Annotated in this window: 25 protein-coding genes; 17 read left to right on the top strand and 8 right to left on the bottom strand. The window is 35.1% G+C overall.

Features of this window, described 5'->3' with window-relative positions; translation table 11 throughout:
• Nucleotides 1-103: 103 nt before the first annotated feature.
• Both HZI73_RS15555 and HZI73_RS15550 read left to right on the top strand, forming a co-directional pair.
• A complete protein-coding gene (locus HZI73_RS15555) occupies nt 104-844 on the top strand; it encodes a Type 1 glutamine amidotransferase-like domain-containing protein (protein ID WP_212694300.1) in 741 nt (246 codons plus the stop codon).
• Nucleotides 845-1,034: 190 nt separating this feature from the next.
• Nucleotides 1,035-1,835 (top strand): patatin-like phospholipase family protein, encoded by an 801-nt coding sequence (locus HZI73_RS15550; RefSeq protein WP_212694299.1) that lies wholly within the window; start codon nt 1,035-1,037, stop codon nt 1,833-1,835.
• A gap of 319 nt (nt 1,836-2,154) precedes the next feature.
• On the opposite strand, the gene HZI73_RS15545 is transcribed toward HZI73_RS15550, so the two are convergent.
• Nucleotides 2,155-2,754, bottom strand: a complete 600-nt coding sequence (locus HZI73_RS15545) for a DUF4489 domain-containing protein (RefSeq protein ID WP_212694298.1) — start codon at nt 2,752-2,754, stop codon at nt 2,155-2,157.
• Between the two features lie 277 nt (nt 2,755-3,031).
• On the opposite strand from HZI73_RS15545, the gene HZI73_RS15540 reads away from it, so the two are divergent.
• Entirely contained in the window at nt 3,032-4,462 is a 1,431-nt protein-coding gene (locus HZI73_RS15540; protein WP_212694297.1) for a DUF4489 domain-containing protein, read from the top strand.
• 468 nt (nt 4,463-4,930) lie between these two features.
• Entirely contained in the window at nt 4,931-5,782 is an 852-nt protein-coding gene (locus tag HZI73_RS15535; protein WP_212694296.1) for a PhzF family phenazine biosynthesis protein, read from the top strand.
• A 185-nt stretch (nt 5,783-5,967) separates the two neighbouring features.
• Here HZI73_RS15535 and HZI73_RS15530 read toward each other — a convergent pair whose 3' ends face one another.
• A complete protein-coding gene (locus tag HZI73_RS15530) occupies nt 5,968-6,618 on the bottom strand; it encodes a YidC/Oxa1 family membrane protein insertase (RefSeq protein ID WP_212694295.1) in 651 nt (216 codons plus the stop codon).
• Nucleotides 6,619-7,214: 596 nt separating this feature from the next.
• Here HZI73_RS15530 and HZI73_RS15525 point away from each other — a divergent pair.
• The 6 genes from HZI73_RS15525 (at nt 7,215) to HZI73_RS15500 (ending at nt 12,277) form a co-directional block, all read left to right on the top strand.
• Nucleotides 7,215-7,934, top strand: a complete 720-nt coding sequence (locus tag HZI73_RS15525; protein WP_212694294.1) for an HAD-IA family hydrolase — start codon at nt 7,215-7,217, stop codon at nt 7,932-7,934.
• A gap of 43 nt (nt 7,935-7,977) precedes the next feature.
• Nucleotides 7,978-8,637 carry an HAD family hydrolase gene (locus HZI73_RS15520; RefSeq protein ID WP_212694293.1) on the top strand — a complete coding sequence of 220 codons (660 nt, stop codon included), beginning with the start codon at nt 7,978-7,980 and terminating at the stop codon, nt 8,635-8,637.
• Nucleotides 8,638-8,659: 22 nt separating this feature from the next.
• Nucleotides 8,660-9,952: an SH3 domain-containing protein gene (locus HZI73_RS15515; RefSeq protein ID WP_212694292.1), complete on the top strand. Its 1,293-nt coding sequence runs from the start codon at nt 8,660-8,662 to the stop codon at nt 9,950-9,952.
• Nucleotides 9,953-10,061: 109 nt separating this feature from the next.
• A complete protein-coding gene (locus HZI73_RS15510; RefSeq protein WP_212694291.1) occupies nt 10,062-10,400 on the top strand; it encodes a hypothetical protein in 339 nt (112 codons plus the stop codon).
• Between the two features lie 43 nt (nt 10,401-10,443).
• Nucleotides 10,444-10,929, top strand: coding sequence for a GNAT family N-acetyltransferase (locus tag HZI73_RS15505; protein ID WP_212694290.1), 486 nt, complete (start codon nt 10,444-10,446; stop codon nt 10,927-10,929).
• A 616-nt stretch (nt 10,930-11,545) separates the two neighbouring features.
• Nucleotides 11,546-12,277 (top strand): N-acetylmuramoyl-L-alanine amidase, encoded by a 732-nt coding sequence (locus HZI73_RS15500; RefSeq protein ID WP_212694289.1) that lies wholly within the window; start codon nt 11,546-11,548, stop codon nt 12,275-12,277.
• 8 nt (nt 12,278-12,285) lie between these two features.
• Here HZI73_RS15500 and HZI73_RS15495 read toward each other — a convergent pair whose 3' ends face one another.
• The gene (locus HZI73_RS15495) at nt 12,286-12,735 is read right to left on the bottom strand and encodes a threonine/serine exporter family protein (protein ID WP_212694288.1); all 450 of its coding nucleotides are present in this window, start codon (nt 12,733-12,735) and stop codon (nt 12,286-12,288) included.
• On the bottom strand, nt 12,732-13,508 hold the full coding sequence (locus tag HZI73_RS15490; RefSeq protein ID WP_212694287.1) for a threonine/serine exporter family protein: 777 nt from the start codon (nt 13,506-13,508) through the stop codon (nt 12,732-12,734). Before HZI73_RS15490 ends, HZI73_RS15495 begins: the two co-directional genes overlap by 4 nt.
• 254 nt (nt 13,509-13,762) lie before the next feature.
• Here HZI73_RS15490 and HZI73_RS15485 point away from each other — a divergent pair, with 254 nt between their 5' ends.
• Complete coding sequence (locus HZI73_RS15485; protein ID WP_212694286.1) at nt 13,763-14,272, top strand: GNAT family N-acetyltransferase; 510 nt, start codon at nt 13,763-13,765, stop codon at nt 14,270-14,272.
• A gap of 151 nt (nt 14,273-14,423) precedes the next feature.
• Entirely contained in the window at nt 14,424-15,659 is a 1,236-nt protein-coding gene (locus HZI73_RS15480) for a serine hydroxymethyltransferase (RefSeq protein WP_212694285.1), read from the top strand.
• A 257-nt stretch (nt 15,660-15,916) separates the two neighbouring features.
• Here the strand turns inward: HZI73_RS15480 and HZI73_RS15475 are convergent, their stop codons facing one another.
• The 3 genes from HZI73_RS15475 to HZI73_RS15465 all read right to left on the bottom strand — a co-directional run bounded on the left by HZI73_RS15475 (nt 15,917) and on the right by HZI73_RS15465 (nt 18,615).
• Entirely contained in the window at nt 15,917-17,422 is a 1,506-nt protein-coding gene (locus tag HZI73_RS15475; protein ID WP_212694284.1) for a TraB/GumN family protein, read from the bottom strand.
• A 130-nt stretch (nt 17,423-17,552) separates the two neighbouring features.
• Entirely contained in the window at nt 17,553-18,188 is a 636-nt protein-coding gene (locus tag HZI73_RS15470) for a lactate utilization protein (protein ID WP_212694283.1), read from the bottom strand.
• Nucleotides 18,189-18,447: 259 nt separating this feature from the next.
• Complete coding sequence (locus HZI73_RS15465; RefSeq protein WP_212694282.1) at nt 18,448-18,615, bottom strand: hypothetical protein; 168 nt, start codon at nt 18,613-18,615, stop codon at nt 18,448-18,450.
• Between the two features lie 184 nt (nt 18,616-18,799).
• On the opposite strand from HZI73_RS15465, the gene ku reads away from it, so the two are divergent.
• From ku to ligD, 3 genes are read left to right on the top strand one after another with little or no spacing between them, the layout of a single operon-like run.
• Nucleotides 18,800-19,633, top strand: a complete 834-nt coding sequence (ku, locus tag HZI73_RS15460) for a non-homologous end joining protein Ku (protein WP_330619535.1) — start codon at nt 18,800-18,802, stop codon at nt 19,631-19,633.
• Nucleotides 19,634-19,654: 21 nt separating this feature from the next.
• On the top strand, nt 19,655-20,599 hold the full coding sequence (locus HZI73_RS15455) for an ATP-dependent DNA ligase (protein WP_212694280.1): 945 nt from the start codon (nt 19,655-19,657) through the stop codon (nt 20,597-20,599).
• A complete protein-coding gene (ligD, locus tag HZI73_RS15450; protein ID WP_212694279.1) occupies nt 20,592-21,485 on the top strand; it encodes a non-homologous end-joining DNA ligase in 894 nt (297 codons plus the stop codon). Before HZI73_RS15455 ends, ligD begins: the two co-directional genes overlap by 8 nt.
• Before the next feature lie 22 nt (nt 21,486-21,507).
• Here ligD and HZI73_RS15445 read toward each other — a convergent pair whose 3' ends face one another.
• Nucleotides 21,508-22,023, bottom strand: a complete 516-nt coding sequence (locus tag HZI73_RS15445) for an amidase domain-containing protein (RefSeq protein ID WP_212694278.1) — start codon at nt 22,021-22,023, stop codon at nt 21,508-21,510.
• Between the two features lie 266 nt (nt 22,024-22,289).
• On the opposite strand from HZI73_RS15445, the gene HZI73_RS15440 reads away from it, so the two are divergent.
• A complete protein-coding gene (locus tag HZI73_RS15440; protein ID WP_212694277.1) occupies nt 22,290-23,534 on the top strand; it encodes an EAL domain-containing protein in 1,245 nt (414 codons plus the stop codon).
• A gap of 91 nt (nt 23,535-23,625) precedes the next feature.
• On the top strand, nt 23,626-25,101 hold the full coding sequence (gltX, locus tag HZI73_RS15435) for a glutamate--tRNA ligase (RefSeq protein WP_212694276.1): 1,476 nt from the start codon (nt 23,626-23,628) through the stop codon (nt 25,099-25,101).
• The last annotated feature ends 51 nt before the right edge of the window (nt 25,102-25,152 follow it).

The raw sequence follows: 25,152 nt of genomic DNA, 5'->3' as shown, positions 1-25,152 counted from the left end.
ATTTATCCTAATGGCATTAAAGTATTTATTATTAACACTGTGTATATTTCTAATAATTTTCATTGAGCGTTAACGATTCAACTAATTAGAAAGGGGTATAGCTTTGAAAAGAATTATAGCAATTGGCGGAGGAGAAATAAGATATGATGAAACACTTGCTATTGATAAGGAAATTGTATTGGCAGCTAACAAGGAAGTACCTGAAATACTTTTTATACCAACTGCAAGTGGTGAACCACAGGGATATGTTGAAAGTATTCAAAAGTTATACGGTCAAAAACTCGGTTGCAAAGTAAAGACGTTATATCTTTTAAACAATCAAACATCTAGTGATGAAGCAAGGGAAATGATATTAAATACAGATATAATTTATGTAGGTGGTGGTAACACGAAACGTATGCTACAAGTATGGAAACAATATTCAGTAGATAAATCTTTAAAAGAAGCATATGAGAAAGGCGTAGTATTAAGCGGATTAAGCGCAGGTTCAATTTGTTGGTTTGAGAGTGGTCAAAGTGATTCAAATACATATGAGCAAGGTGTGAAATCACCTTATATTAGACTAAAAGCCTTAGGTTTAATACCAGGATTACATTGTCCACATTATAATGAGGATAATCGTTTAGAAGAATTTGATAAGATGGTTCAAGAGTCATCTGAAGTTGGTATAGCTATAGAAAATAATTGTGCAATTGATTTTAAGAGTGATGAATTTAGGATTATTAAGTCAGATAAATCATCAAAGGCTTATAGGATATATAAAGTTGAAGATAACCTTATACATGATGAACTAACTAATATTAATGAATATAAAAGTATTGATAGACTTTTCAATATAAATTAATCAACATCTATGATAAGCAGTACTCTAAAATATTTCTCATATGTTCAAAATTTGAAAGTAATATCATTATTTTTTGTATGTGACCTATTTGATTAATCTCTATATGCATATAACTATTATTTGGAATTGATAATTTCTACAAACATATCCAATACTAAATAACATAGAAAAAGTTTAAGAGGTGAGAAATATGAGAATAGGATTAGTCTTATCAGGTGGTGGTGGAAAGGGAGCTTATCAAATAGGTGCGTGGAAAGCTTTTGAGGAGTTTAATCTAAAATTTGATGTTGTAGCAGGAACATCCATTGGTGCTATAAATACATTACTAATGGCATCCGTTGACGTTAACAAAGCAGCAGATATTTGGCTCAACATGGAACAAAAGATAGGCATTCAATCCTCAGAACTTATGTCAAAATTAACGTTACAGGATTATAATTCTGTATATACTGCCTTTATGGATCCAAGCTATTGTGAGCAGCTTGTTAGTAGTGCCAGTAAATTTGACGAAACATGCATACAGGATGGGATTTATAAGCTTTTAAATACAGCTAATAAATATGAAAACTTTTATGTTTGTTCCACACAAGTATCCAAAACGCCAACTGCAGAATTCTTTAATATCATGAAAATGGATAAGGAAAAAGCTAAAAATGCTATACTGTCCTCAACGTCCATACCTGGAATATTTAGTGCTGTATACATTGGTAATCATTATTATGTTGATGGTGGGGTTACGAATAATGTACCTCTAGAACCAGTTATACAAAGTGATTGTGACCTGATAATTGCCATTGTATTGGATTTGAAGGATATGAATTTATTAAAAATTAATTCAGCAGTACCAATCGTTCCAATTATACCATCCCAGTCTTTAGGTGATTTTAAAACAGGTGTTTTAAACCTTAAAAAAGCAGATGTTGAAATGAAAATGTCATTAGGGTATACAGACACAACGAAGCTTTTGAGTAGCTTAAAAACTTTTATCTAGTGAGTTGAGTTAATGCGTAAAGTAGGATCAGCTATTTATTGTAATAGAGGGGAAAGACCAGTTAGTGTAAATACAATGCCACTACTTGGTCTTTTTTTGGAACAAGTTATTGGAATGCAATCATTTTTCACTAGTCCCAGTTATATACATTATTATTATGACGAAAATAGGTGAAAAAGAATAGACGATTGCATTGAAAAATAGGGTTGTTTTTCTGGAAACGTATAGCATTAACTTTAACCTAACGTATGACTTTGATGATGATGGATGATTCTGAAAAAATTTAACATAATAGGGTAAACAAGAGACTTAATGACAACTAACAGTTTTGAACTTTGGCTACAAGTTGTCCCATGGAAACAGTTGCACTTGCATTATTAGTTAACGTACTGTCTTGGCTTACTGTTACAGCAGTGACTCTTACGGAATAATCTGTACATCCTGTACAAGGTGATGCACACATACATGTATTAAAGCTAAAGGTGTCCGTAGTTTCTAATGCTTGTGGCACTTCACCAGTTGTACTAATTAAAGCTGCGGAAAAAAATCTTCTAAAAGTCCAACTACCGATTGTTATTTCACTTCCTCCATTACGTTTACATACCAATTCATATAGCAAAACAACTTCTGCATCAACAATTTGATTGACATCAGCAATAGGGGTTAATACTGCACTAACCTGACTGGTAAACATAAGGTCTATATGAGGTTTGCAAAAACATGATGTATCGACAGCAACATGAGCCGCTGTAAATGTTTGACCAGTAGCTGTAAACATCATTGTACTACCTGTTGTACCGCATTCTAATAATATTTTCTTAGGACATGGACTTAATGGTTTGCATACAGCACAATCTTTTTCTTTACTGCAACAACAATCATTTTTATAGTCCTTATTACACTTTATATACCCTGACACGACATATTTCACCTCCTTATAAAAAATAATTTTCACTCTAACAAGAATATAACCTTTTACAAGAAATTAGCTGACACAATGAATGTTATACAGCTTCTTGCTTATAGTACATGTTATGTTATTCATAAAACTATGTGCCAAGCATTTTATAGAATACATGACGACTTCATGAAAATTTAGTACAAGTTAGTCACTTGTTATCTGAAGATGTATATTATGTATTATAGGTATAAGAGCAAGCTTTGTAATAAAAAGTTAGATGGATGGAGGGATATACATGATAAATGATTACTGTAGTAAAAATGGACATAAAAAAGTGTGTCTAACATGTGGTCAAGGAACTGGAAGCAGAACCTTTACATCTGTTGATGATATGCCACATCAATTAGCTTATGTAACAATTGATAAAGCTTTTTTACATAAATCAGAGATTTTAATAAAATTTTCTAGTCTTGTAAAAATGGAGGCATTAGCGAGCGGGGCTACAATTCGCTTACGCTATGAATTATTTAGAGTAGGTTGTAACAAACAACCACAAGCCTTGGGTACTTGGATGTATGAAGAGGTTGGAAGCGCTCCTGTGGTTTTTGAGGAACAAGAAGAATCCTTTAGTTTTATCTATTGTGAAGATATAGACCTTGCTGCATGTTGTGACTATTTTGTACAAGTTACACTTGTTGAAGTCAATGAAGCATTGGTAACAGTAAGCAATGGAAGAATCGCTGCATTTATACAAACTGACGTTTCCTATAGTTGTTGTGATATGGATTTAATATGCGGTCAAGGAAATGGCAGTGTGGTTTTTAGACAGGCAACCATAGCACAAGCACCTGTGACAATAGCCCACGTTGCAACAGATACATCCTGTTTATTTAAACCAGATGTGTTCATTGAGTTTTCTAGTGTTATTAGTAGTGCGTTTAGGGTACAAAATGTTCTTTTAGAATTTGAATTGTTCCGAGTATGTGATGATGGTATTCCCTTAAGTCTCGGTGTTTGGAGATTTGAGAGAACCAACACAAATGTACCATCCGCTATTGATAATGCGTTTAGTTTTATCTTTTGCGATAAAATGGTCTCTTCAGGATGTTATGAATATTTTGTGACTGTTAGAGGCATTCAGTTAGATGTGGGAGCCCCAGGCATTTATTTAGGTGTAACCGTTGATAATGCCAGAATAACAGCAATCACTCAGTTATCAACATCAGATTTACATGAGAATAATCATATGAAAGATACGTTTAACAAGAATAAGCCAAATATTGATAAGGCTAAAAATTTAGCACTAGAATGTGGTAGGGGTGTAGGAAGTACAACATTTACTTCATCGAGTGATCCAGCTTTTCAGTTAGCCCATATAGCAATCGATACAAGCTGTTTGTGCAAGCCCACTGTCAATATTGAGTTTTCAAGTATTGTAAGTTTTGAAAATCTTGTGGATGAAGGAAATGCCCAATTGCGATATGAATTATTTAGAGTATGCAATAATAGTGAACCTATATCATTAGGTATCTGGTTTATATCTCGAATAGACTTTAGAATTATTGATCAATCAACTAATTCGTTTGATTTCATTTATTGCGATCGTATAAATTGTCCTTCTTGCTGTGATTACTTCGTGACTGTTAAGCCTGTAGACATAACAGAAGGCGATATTTCTGTAAGCGTTAGCAATGGAAGAATGGCTGCCTTGCTTCAAGAAGGATAGTGGCTGTTTTAGTTTAGCCTTCTTCTTAGCTCTAAAGGATTTATTAAGATGAACCACATGATGCCGTGTTCCTGGCATTAATAGAATGCCGGCTACATTTTTCCTGCCCCAAAAGTCAATAAGCCAACGGGCTCCCTCTACATTTAAGACAGCACCTTCGTTTTGACTATACGTTGTATGCTGTCTTTATCAAACCTTCTTTTCATATCATCAGATGTAAAACCTCTTAGGGTTTCTCTCGTTTTTCTACCTACAACTATGCGATCGTTTATTAATGCCTGCATATCCAATATTGACTAAACGCACATTCATGGTCTATAGAGTCGTATTTGTGTTACAATATATCCATACGGACTTGACACATATATAACAATAAGGATTAATAGTATGACATGAGCATTTCATCCGAATCATCCGACTCTTATAACCTCATGATTATAAGAAATAGTCACAATAAGGAGTAGAAAAATGTATAAATTATACCATATGAGCGGCTTCACCATTAATCAAACAGGAGGAAATCCAGCAGGTGTAGTGATAGACGGTGAGCAACTGAGTGAAATAGACATGCAAAAGATAGCAAAGGAAGTGGGTTATTCAGAAACGGCATTTGTGTTGCCATCGGATGTAGCGGATTATAAATGCAGATTTTTTACACCCACTGAAGAAGTGGATTTGTGTGGACACGCTACCATTGCAACTTACAATTTGCTTCGAGACCTTAAGCGTGTGGGTGAGGGAGAATTTACCCAAGAAACGAAAGCAGGGGTATTGAAAGTAATCATCCTACAAAACCAAGTCTATATGGAACAAAATAAGCCTCAATTTTGTGAAAGGGTAATGGTCCAAGAAATAGAAAAATGCTTTCAAGGTACATACCACGATTATATAAATACGAAGCTGCCTATTCAGGTTGTCACAACAGGAATGAGAGATATCATGTTGCCTATTAAAAGCTTACAGCATTTGAAACAGTTACAACCTAAATATGAAGCCATCGTACAGCTTAGTAAGAAGTATCAAGTAACAGGAATCCATAGCTTTACAACGGAAACAAGCCATCAGGCATCAGCTCAATGTAGAAATTTTGCTCCTGTTTGTGGTATTGAAGAAGAGTCGGCTACAGGTACATCTAATGGAGCATTGGCTTGCTACCTTAGTAAGTATCAAGATATAGCTACTAAGCATAACTATGTGTTTGAGCAGGGTTATTGCATGGATATGCCTTCTGAAATAAAAGTAATGTTACAATTTCAATATAATAGGGTTTCAGAAGTATGGGTTGGTGGCTGTGCTGAGCGATTAAAGAAAGATGAATAATAATCATGAGTTAAGGTTCTTTGACGGATATGTAAATAGTATTAACTTTTAATAGTGCACTTTGAATAAAAAATAACCCATATACCATTATTGTAAGATCATAAGGTATACGGGTTATGACTATAAGTATTAGTACTGTTTAATAATCGTTCATATAATAGCCATATAGATTTTGGTAATAAGACTTAGGGTGAAACACGCAATTTTTTTGCCTTTATCCAATAACTCACAAACTGCTCCAAGAAACTGTATAACCCAGATATAATCCAATAGATGCCAATGATAACAGGTGCTTGGGATATGAAGATAACATTCATTAGCAATGTGATGATAATCATGGTTTTATTAGGCTTCTGAATATCCAGTTCTTTAAATATACTTAAGTAATGCAGCATGTTTGGCATGAGATGGATAACGAGTGAAATGATGGGTATCAAAAAATAACCATCAGGCGCTTTAATATTTGAAATCCAAGGTAAAAGGACAGTCGTTGGTATTTCAATAGGTATATGACTAATGGCACGATAAAGTGAAATCATAATCGGGAGTTGGACAAAGGTTAATAAACAACCCATCATATTGCCAGAAAATTGACTTGAAAGTTTAGCCATTTCTTGGTCTAATCTCTTTTTGTCATGCTTATATTTCTTCTTAAGGGCATCCACTTGCTTTGTAAATTTCTGTTGAAGCTCCATACTTCGTCTTTGTTTGATGGTCATGGGAATTAACAAGACTTTTATGAGTAGGGTAACAACAATAATGGTAATCCCCCAGTCGTTAACGAATAAGTTGATATGGTTCAATATATTTGATAAAAAATCAATAATCATTTGCATGATATGCCTCCTTTGTGTACAAGGTTACAAAGGATTATGCCTGTAACCTTTAATGGGTGAATAAGTTACCTCGCATATGATATTTGATTTTCTCAAAGAACCGCCATATTTCATACCGGTGATAGGATTCTATATCTTTTTGAGAAAGGATAATTTTGTAGTCTAGAAATAGTGAAAGCTGATTGAGCTTGTACATGAGTGACGTCTGTAAAAAACGCATACAAAAATGTAACTGAAGATGACCGTATGTAAAATACAAGATAAAAGCTACTAAAATAATTTGGAGTATAAGTGTCACATCAATATGCATCATTCATCACTTCAACTTTCTTCAAGATAGTAACAGAATACATGATTATCATGAGAATATCAAGCAAAAAGTAAACCAAAAAAAATGATGCGATAATTTAACCATTTATATAGCAGCGTTAATGAAATTGTAATAAACAAGTAACATGAATGTAGGTCTATTCGTTACAATATGTCACATTTTTATAACAGAAAATCAACAGTATATCAATAAATTAATGCTATAATAGGCAAAAATTGACAAACTTACGAAGGCTTGAAAAAATGAGGAAAGAGGTATTTAATTAATGAATGTTAAGGGTATTAAGGCTATTCTATTTGATTCAGGGAGAGTATTGAATAGGCCTAAGACAGGGAATTGGTTTATTTCCCCAAATTTTTATCAGTATGTAAGTGAAGACACCTTAAAAAAACTAAATCAAGAAAACGTAAACCGAGCATTTAGAAAGGCATATGATTATATTTGTTCACAACATAAGATAACGACCCGAGAAGAAGAATATAAACATTTTTATCAATTTTACAGTATCATTAGAAAAGAATTGCCAGATTTATCGTTAGATAGAAAAAAAGTAGCTGAGATTACCAAGGATATCGTATATAATGATGATAAGTATGTTTTTTATGATGATGTCTATGAAATAATTCCAAAACTAGAAAAGACATATGATTTAGGAATTATCTCGGATGCTTGGCCATCTTTGATAAACGTCTATGAAAAGGCTAATCTGCATGGGTATTTTAAAGTTTTTGTCATATCCACCTTAATCGGTGTGGAAAAACCTAATCCTAAAATGTATACAATAGCTTTGGATGCGCTCAAGATTAAACCCCATGAAGCACTATTTATAGATGATCGTCCCAGCAATTGTCAAGGAGCACAAGCTTTAGGGATACCTGCTATGGTTTTAAGCCGAGATGAAGAAAATATGTTACATCATGATTTTCCTGTTATATCAGGGTTACAGGCGTTAGCTTCAATATTAGAGCTAGATAGGCATAAGTAAGACATGGTTGTATGTACATAAAATAGATGAAGAAAGAGGTTAGATGATGGTTGAAGCAATTATATTTGATATGGATGGGTTAATGTTAGATACAGAAAATGTTGCTATTGTATGTTGGCAAAAGGCTGGCGAACAGTTTGGGTACACCATAACAAGGGAGCTCATGCTACAAGCCATTGGTAGAACCGTTACAGATACAAAAAAGTTATTACTTAATCATTTTGGTGAAGACTTTCCCTATGAAGAGGCTAGAAAAGTAAGGGCTGGCCATACAAAAGACTATATTGAAACGAAGGGTATTGATACAAAAGAAGGATTAATGGACTTATTAATCTATTGCCAGAATGAAGGCATACCTATAGCAGTAGCTACGTCAACCCATCGCCATCATGCTGAATCTTTATTAGAAAAAGCGGGTATTAAGTCGTATTTTAATCACATTATATGTGGTGATGATGTGAGCAATGGAAAACCTGCACCTGATATATTTTTACTTGCCAGCAAAACATTAGGTATTAACATCGATCAATGCATCATACTCGAAGACTCTGAAAATGGTATCTTAGCAGCTTCAAGAGCTGGTGCAATACCTATCTGGGTGCCAGACCTTATTATAGAATCTAACATTGCCAAACAACATGCACAATACATTTGTGATTCACTGGTGGATGCAAAACACTTGATTGAACACTTAAGAGAATAAGTGATAAAAAGGAGGCATATATATGCAAAGGATAAGCATAACCATTATGTTACTACTAACATGTTTACTGATAGCAGGGTGCGGTAAATCCAATAAACAAGAAGTCAATCAGGATAAGGTTATATCCGATGCAGACCCAGTGACTGATAAACCCATTCATGTCCCTATAAAAGAACGGGATTTTATTACCATAAAAGCAGCAGTGCTTAACATAAGGAAAGAACCCTCAAAAGATTCAGACATATTAGGAAAGACTGTTCAAGGTCAAGACTTTACAGTTCAGGAAGTTGTGGAGGATGAAGAAGGACAGGAATGGTATGCTATTACCTATAAAAATGGTACAGGTTATGTTGCAGGTTGGTATTGTAGTCGGAACAAAAGCCAAAGTATAGACTTATTGGGTTATGCTGATTACACCATTATCGATGCCAAATGGTTAGAAAAAGACATCATTGTATTGCTGCGTCATAAAGATAAAGATCACTATCAATACCTTAAATACCATGTGGAAACGAAGCAGCATAAGGCATTTTATTCAGATGATAAAAAAGTATGGAATTTTTGGGATGCCAAAAACCTTGAAAACAATCAATTTGCAGTCTGTTTGTCTGACCGTGTACTGGTATTTGATTCAGATGATCTAACTTTAACAAAAGAAGTTATTATCCAAGGTACAGATAATAACGAAGGTCTTTATACAGAGTACAATATCTTATACGATGGAACGATTATCTACATTACAGATCATGAAATTAGAAAAAAAGCTATTCACAATGAGGAAGATGTAAGTATTTATAAAGTAGAAACAAGTGATGCCACAGAAAATATTCTAATGGCTCCCAGATGGTCAGCCTATGGTACGAAAATAAGCAGCTACTTAATGAAAAGTCAAACAGAACAAGTGCTTCTCATTATGGACAAACAGGGGCAAAATGTGAAAGAAATTCCTATAGAAAATACCATGACAGATTGGCTAGATGATAAATATCTTTTTGGTTATAACACTAGTAATGAAGAGCATAAGGGATATGTTATTAATAGTGCTACGGGAAAAGTCAGAAAACTTAACCTAACCAAGTACATAGAGGATATAAAAGGGTCTGCCCATGTTCAGAACAGTTCCTTAATGGCCCTTTATAATACAGATGATATTTATATCATGAAAGATATGGTTCAACAGGACCTACTAAAATACACGTTGCCTGGTAGACCAGGTAACGATCATCTATACTTTAATCAAATGGGGCACAAAGTCATTTGCATGCAAGTGAAAAACCATACCTTAATCTTATATCATCTCGAGTTATATGAATAAATAATGCATGCATGTTTCAAATATAGTATAATAAAGGCGGTTGATTTAATCACTCATAAAGGGAGAGGTTAAGTCAACCCATTTTATAGGTGAGGGAGAGATTGAGGTTATGTCAAAAAAAGTTGATGCATTAATAAAAGCATACTTGATAGAGAAGGATTATTGCGAAAGACAATATTTATCAGAAGAAGAGTCAGAAGCTGTTAACAAGATTAAGAAGTATGTTGAGCGAGAAAGATACCGTAAAGCACATGGTATCTATGTGGATGAACGTGGTGCATATTTTCAGTTTAAAGGATGGGACATGAGTTATGAAGACATGCAATTACTATTAAAAATAGATCAGAACATCACATTGAATAAGATCAAAAGGTTATTATCTGGTAGTTTGTCATTTATCATTTTTCTATTAGTAATTATTGGGTTAAGGGCATGTAGTGGGTATTAAAATAAAGCCATACATTTTCGAGAACAGACAATAGGAGGACAATATGATTAGAGATGTAAGACACCAAGACGTAGAATACATATGCCGTATCTATAATGAGTATGTGAAACATACGGTAATCACATTCGAAGAAGAGGTTGTAAGTGAGGAGGCTATGTATGCACGCATTGAAAAAATAAAAAAAGATTACTGTTACATTGTTTATGAAATGGATGGGGAAGTAGTCGGTTATGCTTATGCTTCAGCATGGCGTACGCGCAGTGCTTATCGTTTTTGTGTGGAATCCACTGTCTATGTGGAGAAGAACGCTAAAGGTAAAGGTATTGGAACTGCCCTTTATCAAGAACTTATAAATCGTTTAAAGCTACTAAATTTCCGTGTGATTATGGGTGTCATTGCTCTTCCTAATGAGCCCAGTGTTAGGCTTCACGAAAAATTAGGTTTTTATGAGGCAGGGTATTTTAAAAAAGTCGGGTTAAAATTTAATCAATGGATAGATGTGGGCTATTGGCAATATGATATTGTCTAAGTAAGCCATGAATCAATAGGCGTAATAATAGGGTTAAAATGAGAATATTTTGCTATATGAGTACAATAAAATGTATGACGCTTTTAGCCCTTTTATTTAAAGGTGTTATACAATATTTAGAAATATACGTAATGAATTACCATAAAATATAAAAAATTTAGTTGATTTACCGTTTCAATGATGATACAATAATATTCCGAGATGTAAATAAGGTAATAGGGTTTATATATAGAGATTTAACGTTTAGTCTTCATGTTAAAGGGACAAAATATGACTAGAAGGTTTGTCAGAAAGAGAGTGAAAAGATGAAAAGTACTTTTTATACTAGAAAATTAAAAGAATCTCGTAAAGAGCAAGGGCTCTGTATTGATTGTAGTAAACCCCATACTACAGGTTACATCAGATGCCAAGAATGCTTGGATAAACAAGCCGAATATGCAAGGAAGAAAAGACGAAACAAAACGGAATAAATGAAAGAGGTTAGTAAACTTTGTCCACAAACAATAGCGTGCAGAAGCACGCTTCTTTTTTTGGTTATTTTGATAGCATGTACAATACAAATCAGACGTGCATATAATAAAGTATAACATGGTATTAAGCTGACATGAAAAAGTAGGTGAACATCATATCCCAATATCAGATAGAATGGAAAGGCAATCAATATACCAACAAGTCTTCAAGAAGAGGACATGCCCCCAGCATTATTGTTAACCATATTACAGAAGGGTCGTCAGATTCTACCATAAGTTGGTTTACAAGCAGTACCAATAAAGTATCTTCAGCACATTTCTTGGTATCAAAAGTTGGGCGTATCTATCAATTTGTAAAAATAGAAGATTCCGCATGGGCTAACGGTATACGCTCCAGTGAATATCATCGAGCAACGGCACCCATTGTACAAGAAAAAGGTGTTAATCCTAACTGGTACTCTGTATCTATTGAACATGAAGGTATTTATAGGGATACCCGAGGTGAATTAACCAAGGAACAATTGGCGGCAACCATTTGGCTCCATGGATATATTATAGACTATGTCAAAAAAAACTGGAACGTGGATATGCCAGCAGATCGCAAACATATAATAGGGCATTACGAAATAGATCCTGTAAGGAAACCCTTTTGCCCAGGTGAGAAATATCCTTTTGAAAGAATTATCTCTGCACTTAAGGATGTATCGGAAATAGAATTAACGGATATCAAAGGACACTGGGCAGAACCTTATATCAAAAGAGGTGTAGAGGCAGGTCTTTTGAATGGGTATCCAGACGGTTCGTTTCGGCCGAATCAATATGTAACAAGAGCAGAATTAGCTGCTGTTATGGTGAAATTGCTTGATCTAGAAAAATAGGCATGGTGTTATTTGTTTTTAGAACACAATCCATTATTTTCTCGTTTTATACGTCGAGGACGATAAGTGGACGATACAAGAACCATGGCTACAGCGATAGCACCAGCCAGCTTTAAGGATTGAAGACCATATAGGGTCACATTATCATACTCCCCTTGAGCGATATAGTAGATTGCTTGATAGAGGACAGCCCCTGGCACTAAAGGTATAATACCAGCAATTAAAAAAACGGTAACAGGGGTTTTTCTAATAACCGCAAATATCTGGGCTAGAATTCTAACGGCCAAAGCACCCAAAAAAGTTGACAAAACAACTGAATTCAATGGAAGAGAAATTAAATAGATGCACCAACCCACAGCACCACAAATGCCACAGAATAATAATTGCCTTTTTGATATATTAAAAATAATAGAAAACAAATAGGTTGCAAAAAAGGCTGATACAACTTGAATAATCATAAGCCCACGCCTCCTTGTAGCATGTAATAGATTTTAAGCATGACACCAACACCTGTTGCAATAGAAGCGGCAACAATTAAGGCTTCAACAGCCCGACTAACACCAGACACCAGATTACCTTCAATGGTATCACGAATAGCATTGGTAAAGGCTACACCAGGTACCAGGGGCATAATGGAACCAATGATAATCACGTTCATATCCATACCAAAAGGTATGACCTTGGTCAGCAAAATGGCCATCAGTGCAATTACGCTTCCACCGACAATATCATAAAAAAATTTATTCAATTCATACCGTCTAAATAAAAAATGGATAAGGGCCAAGGAACACCCTATAACTGTAGCCACAATAGCGTCAAGATAGTGTCCCTCAAACACAAGGGTAAAAAAGCCTGCAACAAGACCATAAGCTATAAAAAGTGTGATTTTTGAATACGTAGGTTTTTTATTGACGGTTAATAGTTCTTCATAAGCTTCTTCTATGGTTAGATTTCCCTGGCAGTACTGTCTTGAGATATCATTTGTCAGCTCAACTTTGGATAGATTGATGGTGCGTTTATCAATACGTCTCACATAGGTTATCATGTCAATAGATGGGTCATCTAATGTTGCCATAATGCCTGTAGGTGTAACAAATGACTCAATGACACGAAAATGTGATGTACGAAGTATACGGTTAATGGTATCTTCTACACGATAGGTTTCTGCGCCATTTTTTAACATGATGTCTCCTGCTAGGAGAGCGAACTTAAAAAGTAATTTGTAATTCATAAATTTCACCTATTCATTGTGCTTTTTTGCTCCGTCTATTGTACACCATATATTTCCGCCTATCAACAATTATCTTGCATAATGTGTATAAATATTAAAGGATAAAACATGTACCGGTAGAAAATGATTCCGGTAAAATAAGGACGTTTTACCATGGCTTGCATATGCTTATTATGAACACTTTTAAAGTATTAGTGTATGCTTTATGAAATCATATTATTTTAGGGTATAGAAATAGAGTAAGGAGACCTTATATGAAGGGATTTGAAGTATATGAAAATGAAGTGATACGTCTTAGAGAAATTAGAAAATCAGATTTAGAACGTGTTAGAATATGGCGTAATCTACCTATAATAAGACAATGGTTCTTTCATGATCAAGTGATTAGCAAGGAAGAACAAGAGAAATGGTATAAACAGTACCTTAATAAAATTAACGATTACTATTACATAATTGAAGATAAAATACAAGGTTATGGACCCATTGGTACATTAGGCATTTACTTTCTAGACGATGGTGGTGTTGAGTTTGGCCGTTTCATGATTGGTCATGGGGATGCAGCGGGGAAAGGGTACGGACACAAAATCATGACTATTTTTCATGAACTGGTTTTTGATGAACTAGGTGTCGATTATGTTTACTTGGAAGTTTACTGTCATAATAAAGCTGCCATTAGAGTATATCAGAAAGCAGGTTACGAGATAGTGGGTAAGATGAATAAAAATAAGTTAGACGTGTATATTATGAAAAAGTATAAAACGTAATACCTATTAAGTGATAAGAAACTTTAGGTAATAAATTAAATGTCAGTAGAAATTAGTTTAATGAAGAAAAGAGATATGGGATGTTCCCTTATTAAAAAACTTGTGCTATAATAATTGCAGTGATTTACAAAGTAAAAATGGAGGTAAGTGTATGTACACATTTGATGAAGTTAAGAAAGTCGATCCAGAAATAGCTGAGGCTATGGATAAAGAAATTAATCGCCAGCGAAATAATATAGAGCTTATCGCATCTGAGAATTTCGTATCTAAGGCAGTACTTGCAGCAATGGGCAGTCCGTTAACGAATAAATATGCAGAAGGATATCCTGGCAAACGTTATTATGGCGGCTGTGAGTGTGTGGATATTGCAGAAGACTTAGCAAGAGACCGTGCGAAAGCATTATTTGGTGCAGAACATGCCAATGTTCAACCGCATTCTGGAGCTAATGCAAACCTTGCTGTATTCTTTGCAGTTCTTGAGCCAGGTGATACAGTGATGGGTATGAATCTATCTCATGGTGGGCATCTTACCCATGGTAGTCCTGTGAATATTTCTGGTAAGCAGTATAACATTGTACCTTATGGTGTGAATAATGAAGGCTTTATCGATTATGATGAAGTGATGAAGATAGCAAAAGAACATAAACCTAAGTTAATCATTGCTGGAGCAAGTGCTTATGCACGTACAATAGATTTTAAAAAGTTTAGAGAAGTAGCTGATGAAGTGGGAGCATATCTCATGGTGGATATGGCTCATATTGCTGGACTTGTGGCAACTGGTCATCATCCAAATCCTGTACCTTATGCCGATTTTGTTACATCAACGACCCACAAAACACTTAGAGGACCAAGAGGCGGTTTAATTCTATGTCCTGAAAAATATGCTAAAATCGTAGATAAGGCTATGTTCCCAGGTATTCAAGGCGGGCCATTAATGCACGTGATCGCATCAAAAGCAGTTAGTTTTAAAGAAGCATTATCTGAAGAGTTCAAGGCTTATCAAGAGCAAACCGTTAAGAATGCCAAAGCATTAGCTGATGGTTTATTAAAAAGAGGGTTTGAACTTGTATCTGGTGGTACGGATAATCATTTATTATTAGTGGATTTACAGAACATGGCATTAACAGGTAAAAAAGCAGAGAAATTACTTGATGAAGTATCCGTTACATGCAATAAAAACACAGTACCTTTTGATCCTAAGAGCCCATTTGTAACAAGCGGTATACGTCTTGGCACACCTGCTGTCACATCAAGAGGTATGATAGAAGAAGATATGGATGTTATAGCTGAAATCATTCATTTGACGCTTACCGATTTCGAAGCAAATCAAGAAAAGGCAAAAGCTCTTGTTGATGAACTTGTAGGTAAGTATCCTTTATATGAATAAATACGTAAGTTACTAAGTAAAATGATAAAATGGGGCTGTCCCATCAAAGCAAATTTGTCGGCTAGAAGTTTCTGGCAACTATAAGAGGTTAAGCTTTTCAGACCCCTAAACGTCCATGTTTAGTAGTGCAACATGTCAATGTTGCTTGAACAGGGGTCTCGCCGTCCATGGCTGCGCTTTTCGCTTAACCTCTTATAATTGCCTACGATATTGACGTTATTTTGCTTTAATGAGACAGCCCCATTTTTTATAGTCTATTATTTAATTTGATCTACTGTATAACCTTTATCTTGTAATAACTTAACAATACCTTTATCGGAGATCATATGTCCTGCGCCAACCACAACAAAATAGGTTTGCTTGGTATCATCTTCTAGATACTCTAATACTGTTTGGTACATATGCTCATTACGCTCAAAGAAGAATTTGGTATTAAATTCATCTGTTGCATCCACATCTAATGCAATTAACGCATCTAATGCTTCAATATCACCTGTAATCCAAGTGGCTAAAATTTGATCAAGCGTCGTGACAATCGTTGGCTTAGCTTCATCTTCATCTGTATTTGTCTCGGAATCTTCTGGTGTTTCTTCAGATGGTGGCGCTAAAACACTGACTAAAAACCCTTCTTGTAATTCTGCTGAGAAACCATCAAGTAAATCTGTTTGGAACTTAAGGCCTTCTATTTCTATGATAGGCTTTATTTGGTTTGCTTTTGTCATGAAATACGCATCAACACCTAAACCACCTGAATAATCACTGTTGGCTTGTGCATCAAGATTTTGAATGGTAAAGGCAGCACTCCAAGGTTTTAATGTATCATACATTTGTTTGGGTATACTAAAACTTTCCATTTTTTTAGCATATTGTGTATATAATTCTTCGGAAATGACTTGATCAATGGTGGTACCATCTTGATAGAACATTTTTTCCTGCATATAATTTTGACCTTCTGCTATATCAAGTAGATTAACTTCTACAGCTAGAACATCCGAACCATCAAATGCTTCAAGCATATCATCATTCATAGGATAGATGCGTGAGTCTGCAAGATGCACAGAACCAAGTAAGTATACGGTATTTTTACCACCGGATACTTTCCAAAAAGCACCTTTTGCAGCCGTTTCTGATTCTTGCTTCGTAAAGTAATACACACGACTTAATAAGACTAACAATTGCTCTCTTGTACAAGCCTTATTTAAGTTAAGGTTATTATTACTGCCTTTTAATAAACCTTTTGAAACGAGATATTGTACACTTGGTTTAAGTTGGGATAGATCAGAAGCATCATCAAATGATGGATTTTCAGCCGTCACATCATTTAATTCGGGTTCTACAGCTTTCATGAGACGGTACATCATATCCACAACATCTTGTCTTGTTGCTGTTTTCACAAAATCGGAGTCTAAGAAAAAGATGTTAAATATTTTATATACGGCGTTTTGTAAGGCCACAGGGTCAGATGTAACATCGTTGGTGGCCACATGTTCACCTGTATATTTTTCATAAAATTTAACACCTGCTATGTACATATCTTTTTGGGTAGCATCACGCTTAAAACCACTAAACATGGAAGGATTTACAATGTCATATATACCTAACATCTGCAAATCATCAACAGACCATAAACTTGGTTGGTCCACTTGTTGCTGCTCTGGTTCTGGCGTTGTAGCATAACTCAAATGAAAGTTATACGTAAAGGATAAAATAGTAAGCATCATTGCCATACTAAGCATCATGAACTTTTTACTTATACGCTTCATAATAATAACCACCTTTCTTGGGAGAAACTCAATTTGGCATCTTGTCCCTCATGAAGTTCTCTTTAAATAAATAACCTATGTTCATTATGTATTGAACTCTGGATAATACTAACATCATTGAAAAACATTGTCAATATCCCAGTGATTCACCAACGAGAATGACTTTTATGCGACCTGGCACTCTGGATTTACGGGTAATCACAGTTTGGCAACAGATACAGTCATCACTTAAGCAATCAGCACAAGTTCCAGTGTGGGCACAAGGTGTATTCTTGTTCAAGCGAACGGTATTGATAGGGGAAGCTTCGTTTCGTACACGTTTAAGGGCAGCTTCTTCATCAAGTACAACCTTATTCATACCAGCTACAACAATAACATGTGTTGGGCCATAGATGAGAGCAGCCAAGCGGTTGCCATTACCATCAATGTTGACCAATTTTCCATCTAATGTAATGGCATTTGAACTCATCACATAATAATCAGCACTTAGAGCCTGATGATAGATCATGTCAGCTTCTCCAGGGTCTTTAGCCTTGCTTCTGTCAAGAAGTTTATAATCACCTTTTTCTAAGGCTTCAAATAAATTCATATCGTGTAGTGTCATAGAGCCGCCCCATGACACAGTTGAACCCTCCTTCATCAACGATAAAACCATCTCTTTTGCCCCAGCACTTGTAGAACAATAATGGGCCTCAATACTTCTTTTTTCAAAAGCTTTGATGAGGGTCTTACTGGTATTCTCATAATATTTTTGTCTTGGTGTCATCTTTTCAACTCCTTATTAACTTCTTATTACAATCACACAAACGGTATGTTCATCTCATTGTTTTAAATAATTGGAACAACATCTATAGTATAGCACTAGAATGACAAGTCGTCATCCACTATTTGGTATTCAATTTGGTGAAAAATGTTAGGCTGCCTTATGCATGCATGAATATTTCTAGCCAGAACATAGGGGAGAAGATAAAGTGTTACCAATAACTTCTAAGGATGGCTATTTTTTCAAAGACAGCCTATGAATCTTACATATCCAAGATTTCTTTCATTTTATCATAATCTGGAAGTTTCTTGGCTTGATCTTCTGTTATTCGTTTAAAACCAATTTTTAGGTAATAATCCAGTTGCTTAGAATTGGTTAACATGAGTATTTTATCCCTTTCATCGTACACATAAATCTCGTTATAGATCATAACATCTTCCTTTCTCAATCATTAACATGGACATGTATGTATCATTTATCTATTACTAAATCATATGATGAGTCATATGGTCTTTATTCCCTTAATTATAATCCGTTTATTGATGAATGAATCGTTTCCTTTTACAAATAATAATCATATGAAGATTTAGAAGGGAATGATATGCATGCATACCATGTGGAAAGGATCCATAAGCTTTGGATTAGTGAACATACCCATCAAAATGTTTGCGGCAACGGAAAGCAAGGATGTACGTTTTCGTTATATTCATAAAACATGTAATACACCTGTCAAATACAAAAAGGTTTGCCCAACATGTAATGAAGAAGTGAAGGAAGAGGACATCGTCAAAGGATTTGAATATGAGCCAGGTCGCTTTGTGATTATAACCAATGAAGATCTGGAATCTGTAAAAAGCGAAGTGAATGGAAAGACCATAGAAATCGTTGATTTTGTAAAATTATCGGAAATAGACCCTATTTACTTTAATAAAACCTATTATTTGGCGCCTCAGGATACGGTGGGAAAGGCGTATAAACTTCTTAGAAAAGCAATGGATGATACAGAGAAAATAGCAATTGCTCGTATCACCATTCGAAATAAGCAATCACTTGCAGCACTTCGTGTCTTAAAAAATGTATTGGTGATGGAAACCATTTTTTACCCGGATGAAGTGCGCCCCATTAGTCAAGTGCCTGGTCTACCAGAAGATGAGAATGTGAATGAAGGTGAGCTAACCATTGCCAATCAATTAATCGATCAATTAACGGCAGCCTTTGACCCCAGTAAATACAAAGATGATTACCGTGAAGCCATGCTTGATCTGATTAATAAGAAAATAGCAGGCCAAGATGTCCAAGTGACCAAAGAAGCTCCTGAACGTAATGTCATTGATCTTATGGAAGCGTTACAAGCAAGCCTCCAACAAGCAAAACCTCAAAAAGGCAAGCCAGAAAAGAGTACTGCAAAAGAGAAGAAGAAAAAGACAACAGGAAAGCAAACAGGATAAGAACAGGAAGGATAACGTCATATGGCGCTCATTAAACCAATGGAACCCCTATTATCTAAAACCATAAAAGAGAATCCAGCCTTCTTACATCAAATTAAGTGGGATGGCGTTCGTGGTATCACGTATATTGATCATGGTACGTATAAGGTATTTACGAAAAAAGGTCATGAAAGAACAGGTTTTTATCCTGAATTGGATGCCATTACCACATTGTTTAATGGTAAAAGTGGCGTTATTGATGGTGAATTGATTGTTTTGGATGAAGGTTCAAAACCCTCTTTTAATCGAATCCTTAATAGAGAAAGAGTAAGGACTACCCATAAAATAGCTTATTATTCTCAGAAATATCCAGTAAAGTATATTGTATTTGACATAATGTTTCTGGATGGTCAAGATTTAAGACCATACCCTACGGAAAAACGAATGGATCTATTGCATCAAACACTCAGTAAGAGCAGTTCCATTACATTAACCGATTCTTTTGATGATGGTCATCAATTATACGCCCTTATGAAGGATAAAAACTATGAAGGCATTGTTTCCAAAAAACGCAATAGTCCCTATATTGGTGGGAAAAAACATAATGATTGGTTCAAAACAAAAATCTTTAAGAAGATGCTGACAGTCATAGGTGGTATCAAGTATGATGGAGACCGGATTAAATCCTTATTGTTGGGTATATATGATGAAGATGCCCTTATCTATATTGGTAATGCAAGTATTGGACTAACGGAAGCGGATATGCAGCTTATAAAAGAGTATACCCATGCTCTAAAAGCTGAAAAATGCCCCTTTTATCCTATCATGAAGGATAAAGATACCCTATGGGTTCAGCCTTTGTTAACATGTTGGGTCAGTTTTCTTGAATGGACAGATGGAGCGTCCCTACGTCACCCAAAAATTATTGGTTTTAGTTCCGAGAAATCAATGACAGCTACTGGAAAGGAGTATACGTATAATGGATAATTTTTTAATCATCGATGACCATCGTGTTAAAATCTCCAATGCGGATAAGTTATTATGGCCAGACTTAGGTATTACAAAAGTCGATTATATAAAATACTTGATTTATCTATCACCTTACTTATTAAGTCATGCAAAAGACAGGTTTTTGACAACCATTCGTTATCCAGACGGTTATGATAAAAAGTTCTTCTATCAAAAGAAAGTACCCCAATATGCACCAGATTTTGTGGAAACCTGTGAATGGAAAGATGGCAGTATGTACATTAACCTGAATAATCAGGCTACATTAGTATGGTTAGGTAATCTAGCTGCCTTAGAATTCCATACAACGTTTAATCGGGTTCAAAAGCCAAATGCCCCCATTAACTTGGTTTTTGACTTGGACCCATCAAGAGGACAAGTTTTTGAACAAGTCATTGATGTGGCTTTGAAAGTGCATGAAACCTTGAAAAAATTAAAAGTAACCAGCTATATTAAAACATCTGGGGCTACTGGTTTACAGATCTATATTCCTATAGGGGAAAAATACGATTATGATACAGCTAGGTCCATCAGTAAATTTTTTGCCGAATATTTTGCAGGAAAGTATCCCGATATGATTACCATAGAACGCTTAAAAGAGAAAAGAGGTCAAAAGCTTTATTTCGATTACTTACAGATGTGGGAAGGAAAAAGTATCATAACACCTTATTCCCCAAGAGCCACAAAACATGCTACCATTGCCATGCCTGTTACATGGGACGAGGTAGAAAAGGGCATTCGACCTGAAGATTTTACGATAATTAATGCCCTTAAACGTATAGATGAAAAAGGAGATTTATTTGCTAATCTTTTATCCCAAAACAATGTACAGAATATGGATTTTGTACTAGAAGAAATAAAATAAAAGCATTGATACGTATGACCAATTATTGAATGGACGTAATGTGATGGAAGATGGTTTTAGGATGTTCTTTTTGCCAAGGAATATTGGTAGCGCTATACGTATGTTGGGAAATAAGAGGTACTTTACCACGGGTAAAAGCCGTAATAATAGCAGTATGTTGAATACGGCCATGTTTATTACGGTATTGAACAATATCGCCTATCTCTAACAGCTCAAAAAGTGATGGGTCATAATCAAAGGTATTAATAGTAAATGTATCAGCTATAATGCCTTTTTTTCGTGTTTTTGTACTGGTTTTAATGTACCAATATAAAGACGCTGCAACAGACCAACAGATGGATGCCTGATTATTTTTATACCACCAAGGATGGGTGGGATTATCATCATTTTTAGCCCCTCCAGCACGTAGGCATTGGGAGACAAAATTTGTACAATCATTCCCTTTAAAATAGACATAATTTGGGTTGGGCTTATAAGCGTAGGTCAAGGCATATGTCTTTGCTTTCATTCGTTCATAATAAGTTGTTGTTTGAGGCATAATGAGTCCTTCTCATATAGGATTGCTTGTTAATAGCATATGATAGGGGACATGGATTGTTGAACCATTAAAGGTAGATGGTCATTCGTTCGATAAATTTTATATAAACGAACCTCATTTACAAGTCTTGAATAAGTTGATATAATAAATCAAAACAATATAGATATAAAAAGAGTGACATGTAGGCTTTTTTATGTACTAAACGACATAATCATGTGTATCTCTTCAAAATGCAGTAAAAAAAATTTAAATTTGGGTGAAGTGAAATGAAAAATGAAGTCAGTATTTTGGAAATTATTAAGAATGAAAGTGTTGAAACATTAATGCAGATTGTCCTGTCGCCCCATGAGGATTTTGCCGTTGGATTTGAAGCGCTAACACGAGGTATTGATCCAGATACGGGTGAAAGCATTAAACCAAGTATCTTATTTGAGCAAGCAAAAAAATATGGACTGTGTGTAGAATTAGACAAGTTATGTATCAAGAAGGCATTTATTGAGTTTGCGCATATTTATAAGCATAACGCAAGTGCCCTATTATTTATTAACATGGAATGTTGTTTTATGGAGTACCTGAACACATCCAATTATCTGGTTGAAACAGCGGACCAATTCGCTATTCCTTATGAGAACATTGTTATTGATTTAAGCAGTTTTAATCTTCAATCCATGCGCATCGTGGATGTTTTTATTGCGAAATATCGAAAAATAGGTTTTTATATGAGTATTGATGATATCGGTCAAGATTATTTTAATTTAGATAAATTAATACTCATCAATCCAGATATTATCAAAATTAATTATCTTCTGCTCAACCAATTAGAAAGTCTGCAATACCGTAAATATTTGCCAAGATTTTTATCAAGTATTGCTCATGAAATGGGTATGGTTGTGGTGGCAAAAGGTATCGAAACCGCTGAAGATTTTAGAGAAGCCATGAAAACAGGTGCTCAATTTGTTCAGGGATATTATCTATCAAAACCCAGTAAGCTATCAGCTGATGAGATAGATGCTATTATTAAAGGGTTTAAAGAACGTGAACAGATGGATGAATATTTCGATGAAAAACAAGAAGATAGTAAACGCAATACATTGGCAAAGCTCATACGATTCATGGATAAAATCAAAGAAGAAATCGATGGTTTTTATATTGGCTATGAAGGTGAGAATTTTCATCAGATATTCAAGGAGTACCGATTTGTAGAGAATTGTTGGATCTTAGATAAAAATGGTATTCAAGTCAGTGACGCTTATATTAATAAAGAAAACTTTGCAGCGAGAAACTTATCTATTTTCAATATTTCAAAGAAGAACATGGATTTTTCCACAAAAGAATTGTATGTCCGTTTAGTTGATAACATATTAGACATATGGATAACAAAACCTTTCCACTCCCTTCTTACCAATAACATATGTATAGGCGTTTCTAAGTATATTGAGGATTCAGAAGGGGAACCGTACATATTGTGTTTGAATATTAACCGCAGTCGGTTTAGAAAAGAAGAAGAATAGTGTACTCTTCTTGGTTTAGGTTGACTTACAGCATGACTTCATATACTATTAGATAGAAAGATGAATAAGGAAATTAATGGAGGCATTTAACATGAGTAACGTAAAGATTAGAACCAGATATGCACCAAGTCCAACAGGACGTATGCATGTTGGAAACTTAAGAACGGCTTTATATGCTTTTTTAATTGCAAAGCATGAGGATGGTGATTTTTTACTTCGTATAGAAGATACCGATAGAGAGCGTTATGTTGAAGGAGCTAATGAAATTATCTATAAGACTTTAGAAAAGACGGGTCTAATACATGATGAAGGACCTGATAAAGACGGTGGTGTAGGCCCTTATGTGCAGAGTGAGCGGCAAGCAACAGGTATCTACTTAGACCATGCCAAGATGCTTGTTGAAAAAGGGGAAGCCTATTACTGTTTCTGTGAAAAAGACCGATTGGAAGGTTTGCGGGAAAAAGCAGAAGAAAAAAAGGAAACCTTTCGATACGATAAACACTGTATGGATTTATCTAAAGAAGAAGTAGCTGAGAAATTAGCGGCAGGTATTCCCTATGTTATTCGTCAAAACAATCCGATAGAGGGCTCCACTTCTTTTGAAGATGTTATTTTTGGAACCATTACCGTAGATAATCGTGAATTAGATGATATGATTTTAATCAAGTCAGATGGGTACCCAACCTATAATTTTGCGAATGTGGTGGATGACCATCTCATGAAAATAACCCATGTTGTACGAGGGAATGAGTACTTATCATCATCACCAAAGTATAACCGTCTGTATGAGGCTTTTGGATGGGATGTACCTGTATATGTTCACTGTCCATTAATTACAGATGAACATCATAAAAAATTATCAAAAAGGTGTGGACATGCTTCTTATGAAGATCTTGTGGAACAAGGATTTATAGCTGAAGCAATTGTCAACTTTGTGGCATTGCTTGGATGGAGCCCAGGATCCAATGAAGAAATATTCTCTTTAGATGAACTGATTAAGGCATTTGACTATACCAACATAAATAAATCTCCAGCTGTTTTTGATATGTCTAAGTTTAGATGGATGAATGGTGAGTACATTAAGGGTATGTCAGACGAAGATTTTCATGCCATTGCGCTACCATATATGAAAGAAGTCATTACAAACGAAGCCCTTGATCTTAAGAAGATTAGTCCAATGATTAAATCCAGAGTAGAAGTATTGACAGACATTCCAGTACACCTAGATTTCTTTATGGCGTTACCGGATTATAGCATTGATTTATATAATCATAAGAAAATGAAAACCAATCCAGAGGTGGCTCTTGAGAGTTTAGAGAAATTATTGCCTATGTTAACAGAGCAAGATAATTTTGATAAAGATAGTTTGCATACGTCCATTATGGCTTTTGTTAAAGAATTAGGTATTAAGAATGGGCAGATGCTATGGCCCATGCGTACAGCTTTATCAGGTAAAGCCATGACGCCAGGTGGTGCATTTGACCTTGCTGATATTCTTGGCAAAGAAGAATGTATAAAACGTATTGAATATGGGATTGATAAGCTAAGAAATGAATTAGCCCAGTAATGGTTAAGGGGGCTCTCTCTAGACATGTCGTGAATGGCTAAGGGATGGCCT

Source organism: Vallitalea pronyensis (assembly GCF_018141445.1).
GTDB classification, from domain to species: Bacteria; Bacillota; Clostridia; order Lachnospirales; family Vallitaleaceae; genus Vallitalea; species Vallitalea pronyensis.
The sequence above is the reverse complement of the archived record's forward strand: the minus strand, read 5'-3'. Positions and strand labels throughout refer to the sequence as shown.

Excerpts from the sequence above, each read along its gene's own strand:
- HZI73_RS15530 (WP_212694295.1), bottom strand. The coding sequence starts at position 6,618 with ATGCAAATGATTATTGATTTTTTATCAAATATATTGAACCATATCAAC.
- HZI73_RS15535 (WP_212694296.1), top strand. The coding sequence starts at position 4,931 with ATGTATAAATTATACCATATGAGCGGCTTCACCATTAATCAAACAGGA.
- HZI73_RS15520 (WP_212694293.1), top strand. The coding sequence starts at position 7,978 with ATGATGGTTGAAGCAATTATATTTGATATGGATGGGTTAATGTTAGAT.
- gltX (WP_212694276.1), top strand. The coding sequence starts at position 23,626 with ATGAGTAACGTAAAGATTAGAACCAGATATGCACCAAGTCCAACAGGA.
- HZI73_RS15445 (WP_212694278.1), bottom strand. The coding sequence starts at position 22,023 with ATGCCTCAAACAACAACTTATTATGAACGAATGAAAGCAAAGACATAT.
- HZI73_RS15455 (WP_212694280.1), top strand. The coding sequence starts at position 19,655 with ATGGCGCTCATTAAACCAATGGAACCCCTATTATCTAAAACCATAAAA.
- HZI73_RS15515 (WP_212694292.1), top strand. The coding sequence starts at position 8,660 with ATGCAAAGGATAAGCATAACCATTATGTTACTACTAACATGTTTACTG.
- ku (WP_330619535.1), top strand. The coding sequence starts at position 18,800 with ATGTGGAAAGGATCCATAAGCTTTGGATTAGTGAACATACCCATCAAA.
- HZI73_RS15440 (WP_212694277.1), top strand. The coding sequence starts at position 22,290 with ATGAAAAATGAAGTCAGTATTTTGGAAATTATTAAGAATGAAAGTGTT.
- HZI73_RS15470 (WP_212694283.1), bottom strand. The coding sequence starts at position 18,188 with ATGACACCAAGACAAAAATATTATGAGAATACCAGTAAGACCCTCATC.
- ligD (WP_212694279.1), top strand. The coding sequence starts at position 20,592 with ATGGATAATTTTTTAATCATCGATGACCATCGTGTTAAAATCTCCAAT.
- HZI73_RS15550 (WP_212694299.1), top strand. The coding sequence starts at position 1,035 with ATGAGAATAGGATTAGTCTTATCAGGTGGTGGTGGAAAGGGAGCTTAT.
- HZI73_RS15540 (WP_212694297.1), top strand. The coding sequence starts at position 3,032 with ATGATAAATGATTACTGTAGTAAAAATGGACATAAAAAAGTGTGTCTA.
- HZI73_RS15525 (WP_212694294.1), top strand. The coding sequence starts at position 7,215 with ATGAATGTTAAGGGTATTAAGGCTATTCTATTTGATTCAGGGAGAGTA.
- HZI73_RS15480 (WP_212694285.1), top strand. The coding sequence starts at position 14,424 with ATGTACACATTTGATGAAGTTAAGAAAGTCGATCCAGAAATAGCTGAG.
- HZI73_RS15490 (WP_212694287.1), bottom strand. The coding sequence starts at position 13,508 with ATGAATTACAAATTACTTTTTAAGTTCGCTCTCCTAGCAGGAGACATC.
- HZI73_RS15475 (WP_212694284.1), bottom strand. The coding sequence starts at position 17,422 with ATGAAGCGTATAAGTAAAAAGTTCATGATGCTTAGTATGGCAATGATG.
- HZI73_RS15510 (WP_212694291.1), top strand. The coding sequence starts at position 10,062 with ATGTCAAAAAAAGTTGATGCATTAATAAAAGCATACTTGATAGAGAAG.
- HZI73_RS15505 (WP_212694290.1), top strand. The coding sequence starts at position 10,444 with ATGATTAGAGATGTAAGACACCAAGACGTAGAATACATATGCCGTATC.
- HZI73_RS15495 (WP_212694288.1), bottom strand. The coding sequence starts at position 12,735 with ATGATTATTCAAGTTGTATCAGCCTTTTTTGCAACCTATTTGTTTTCT.
- HZI73_RS15465 (WP_212694282.1), bottom strand. The coding sequence starts at position 18,615 with ATGATCTATAACGAGATTTATGTGTACGATGAAAGGGATAAAATACTC.
- HZI73_RS15485 (WP_212694286.1), top strand. The coding sequence starts at position 13,763 with ATGAAGGGATTTGAAGTATATGAAAATGAAGTGATACGTCTTAGAGAA.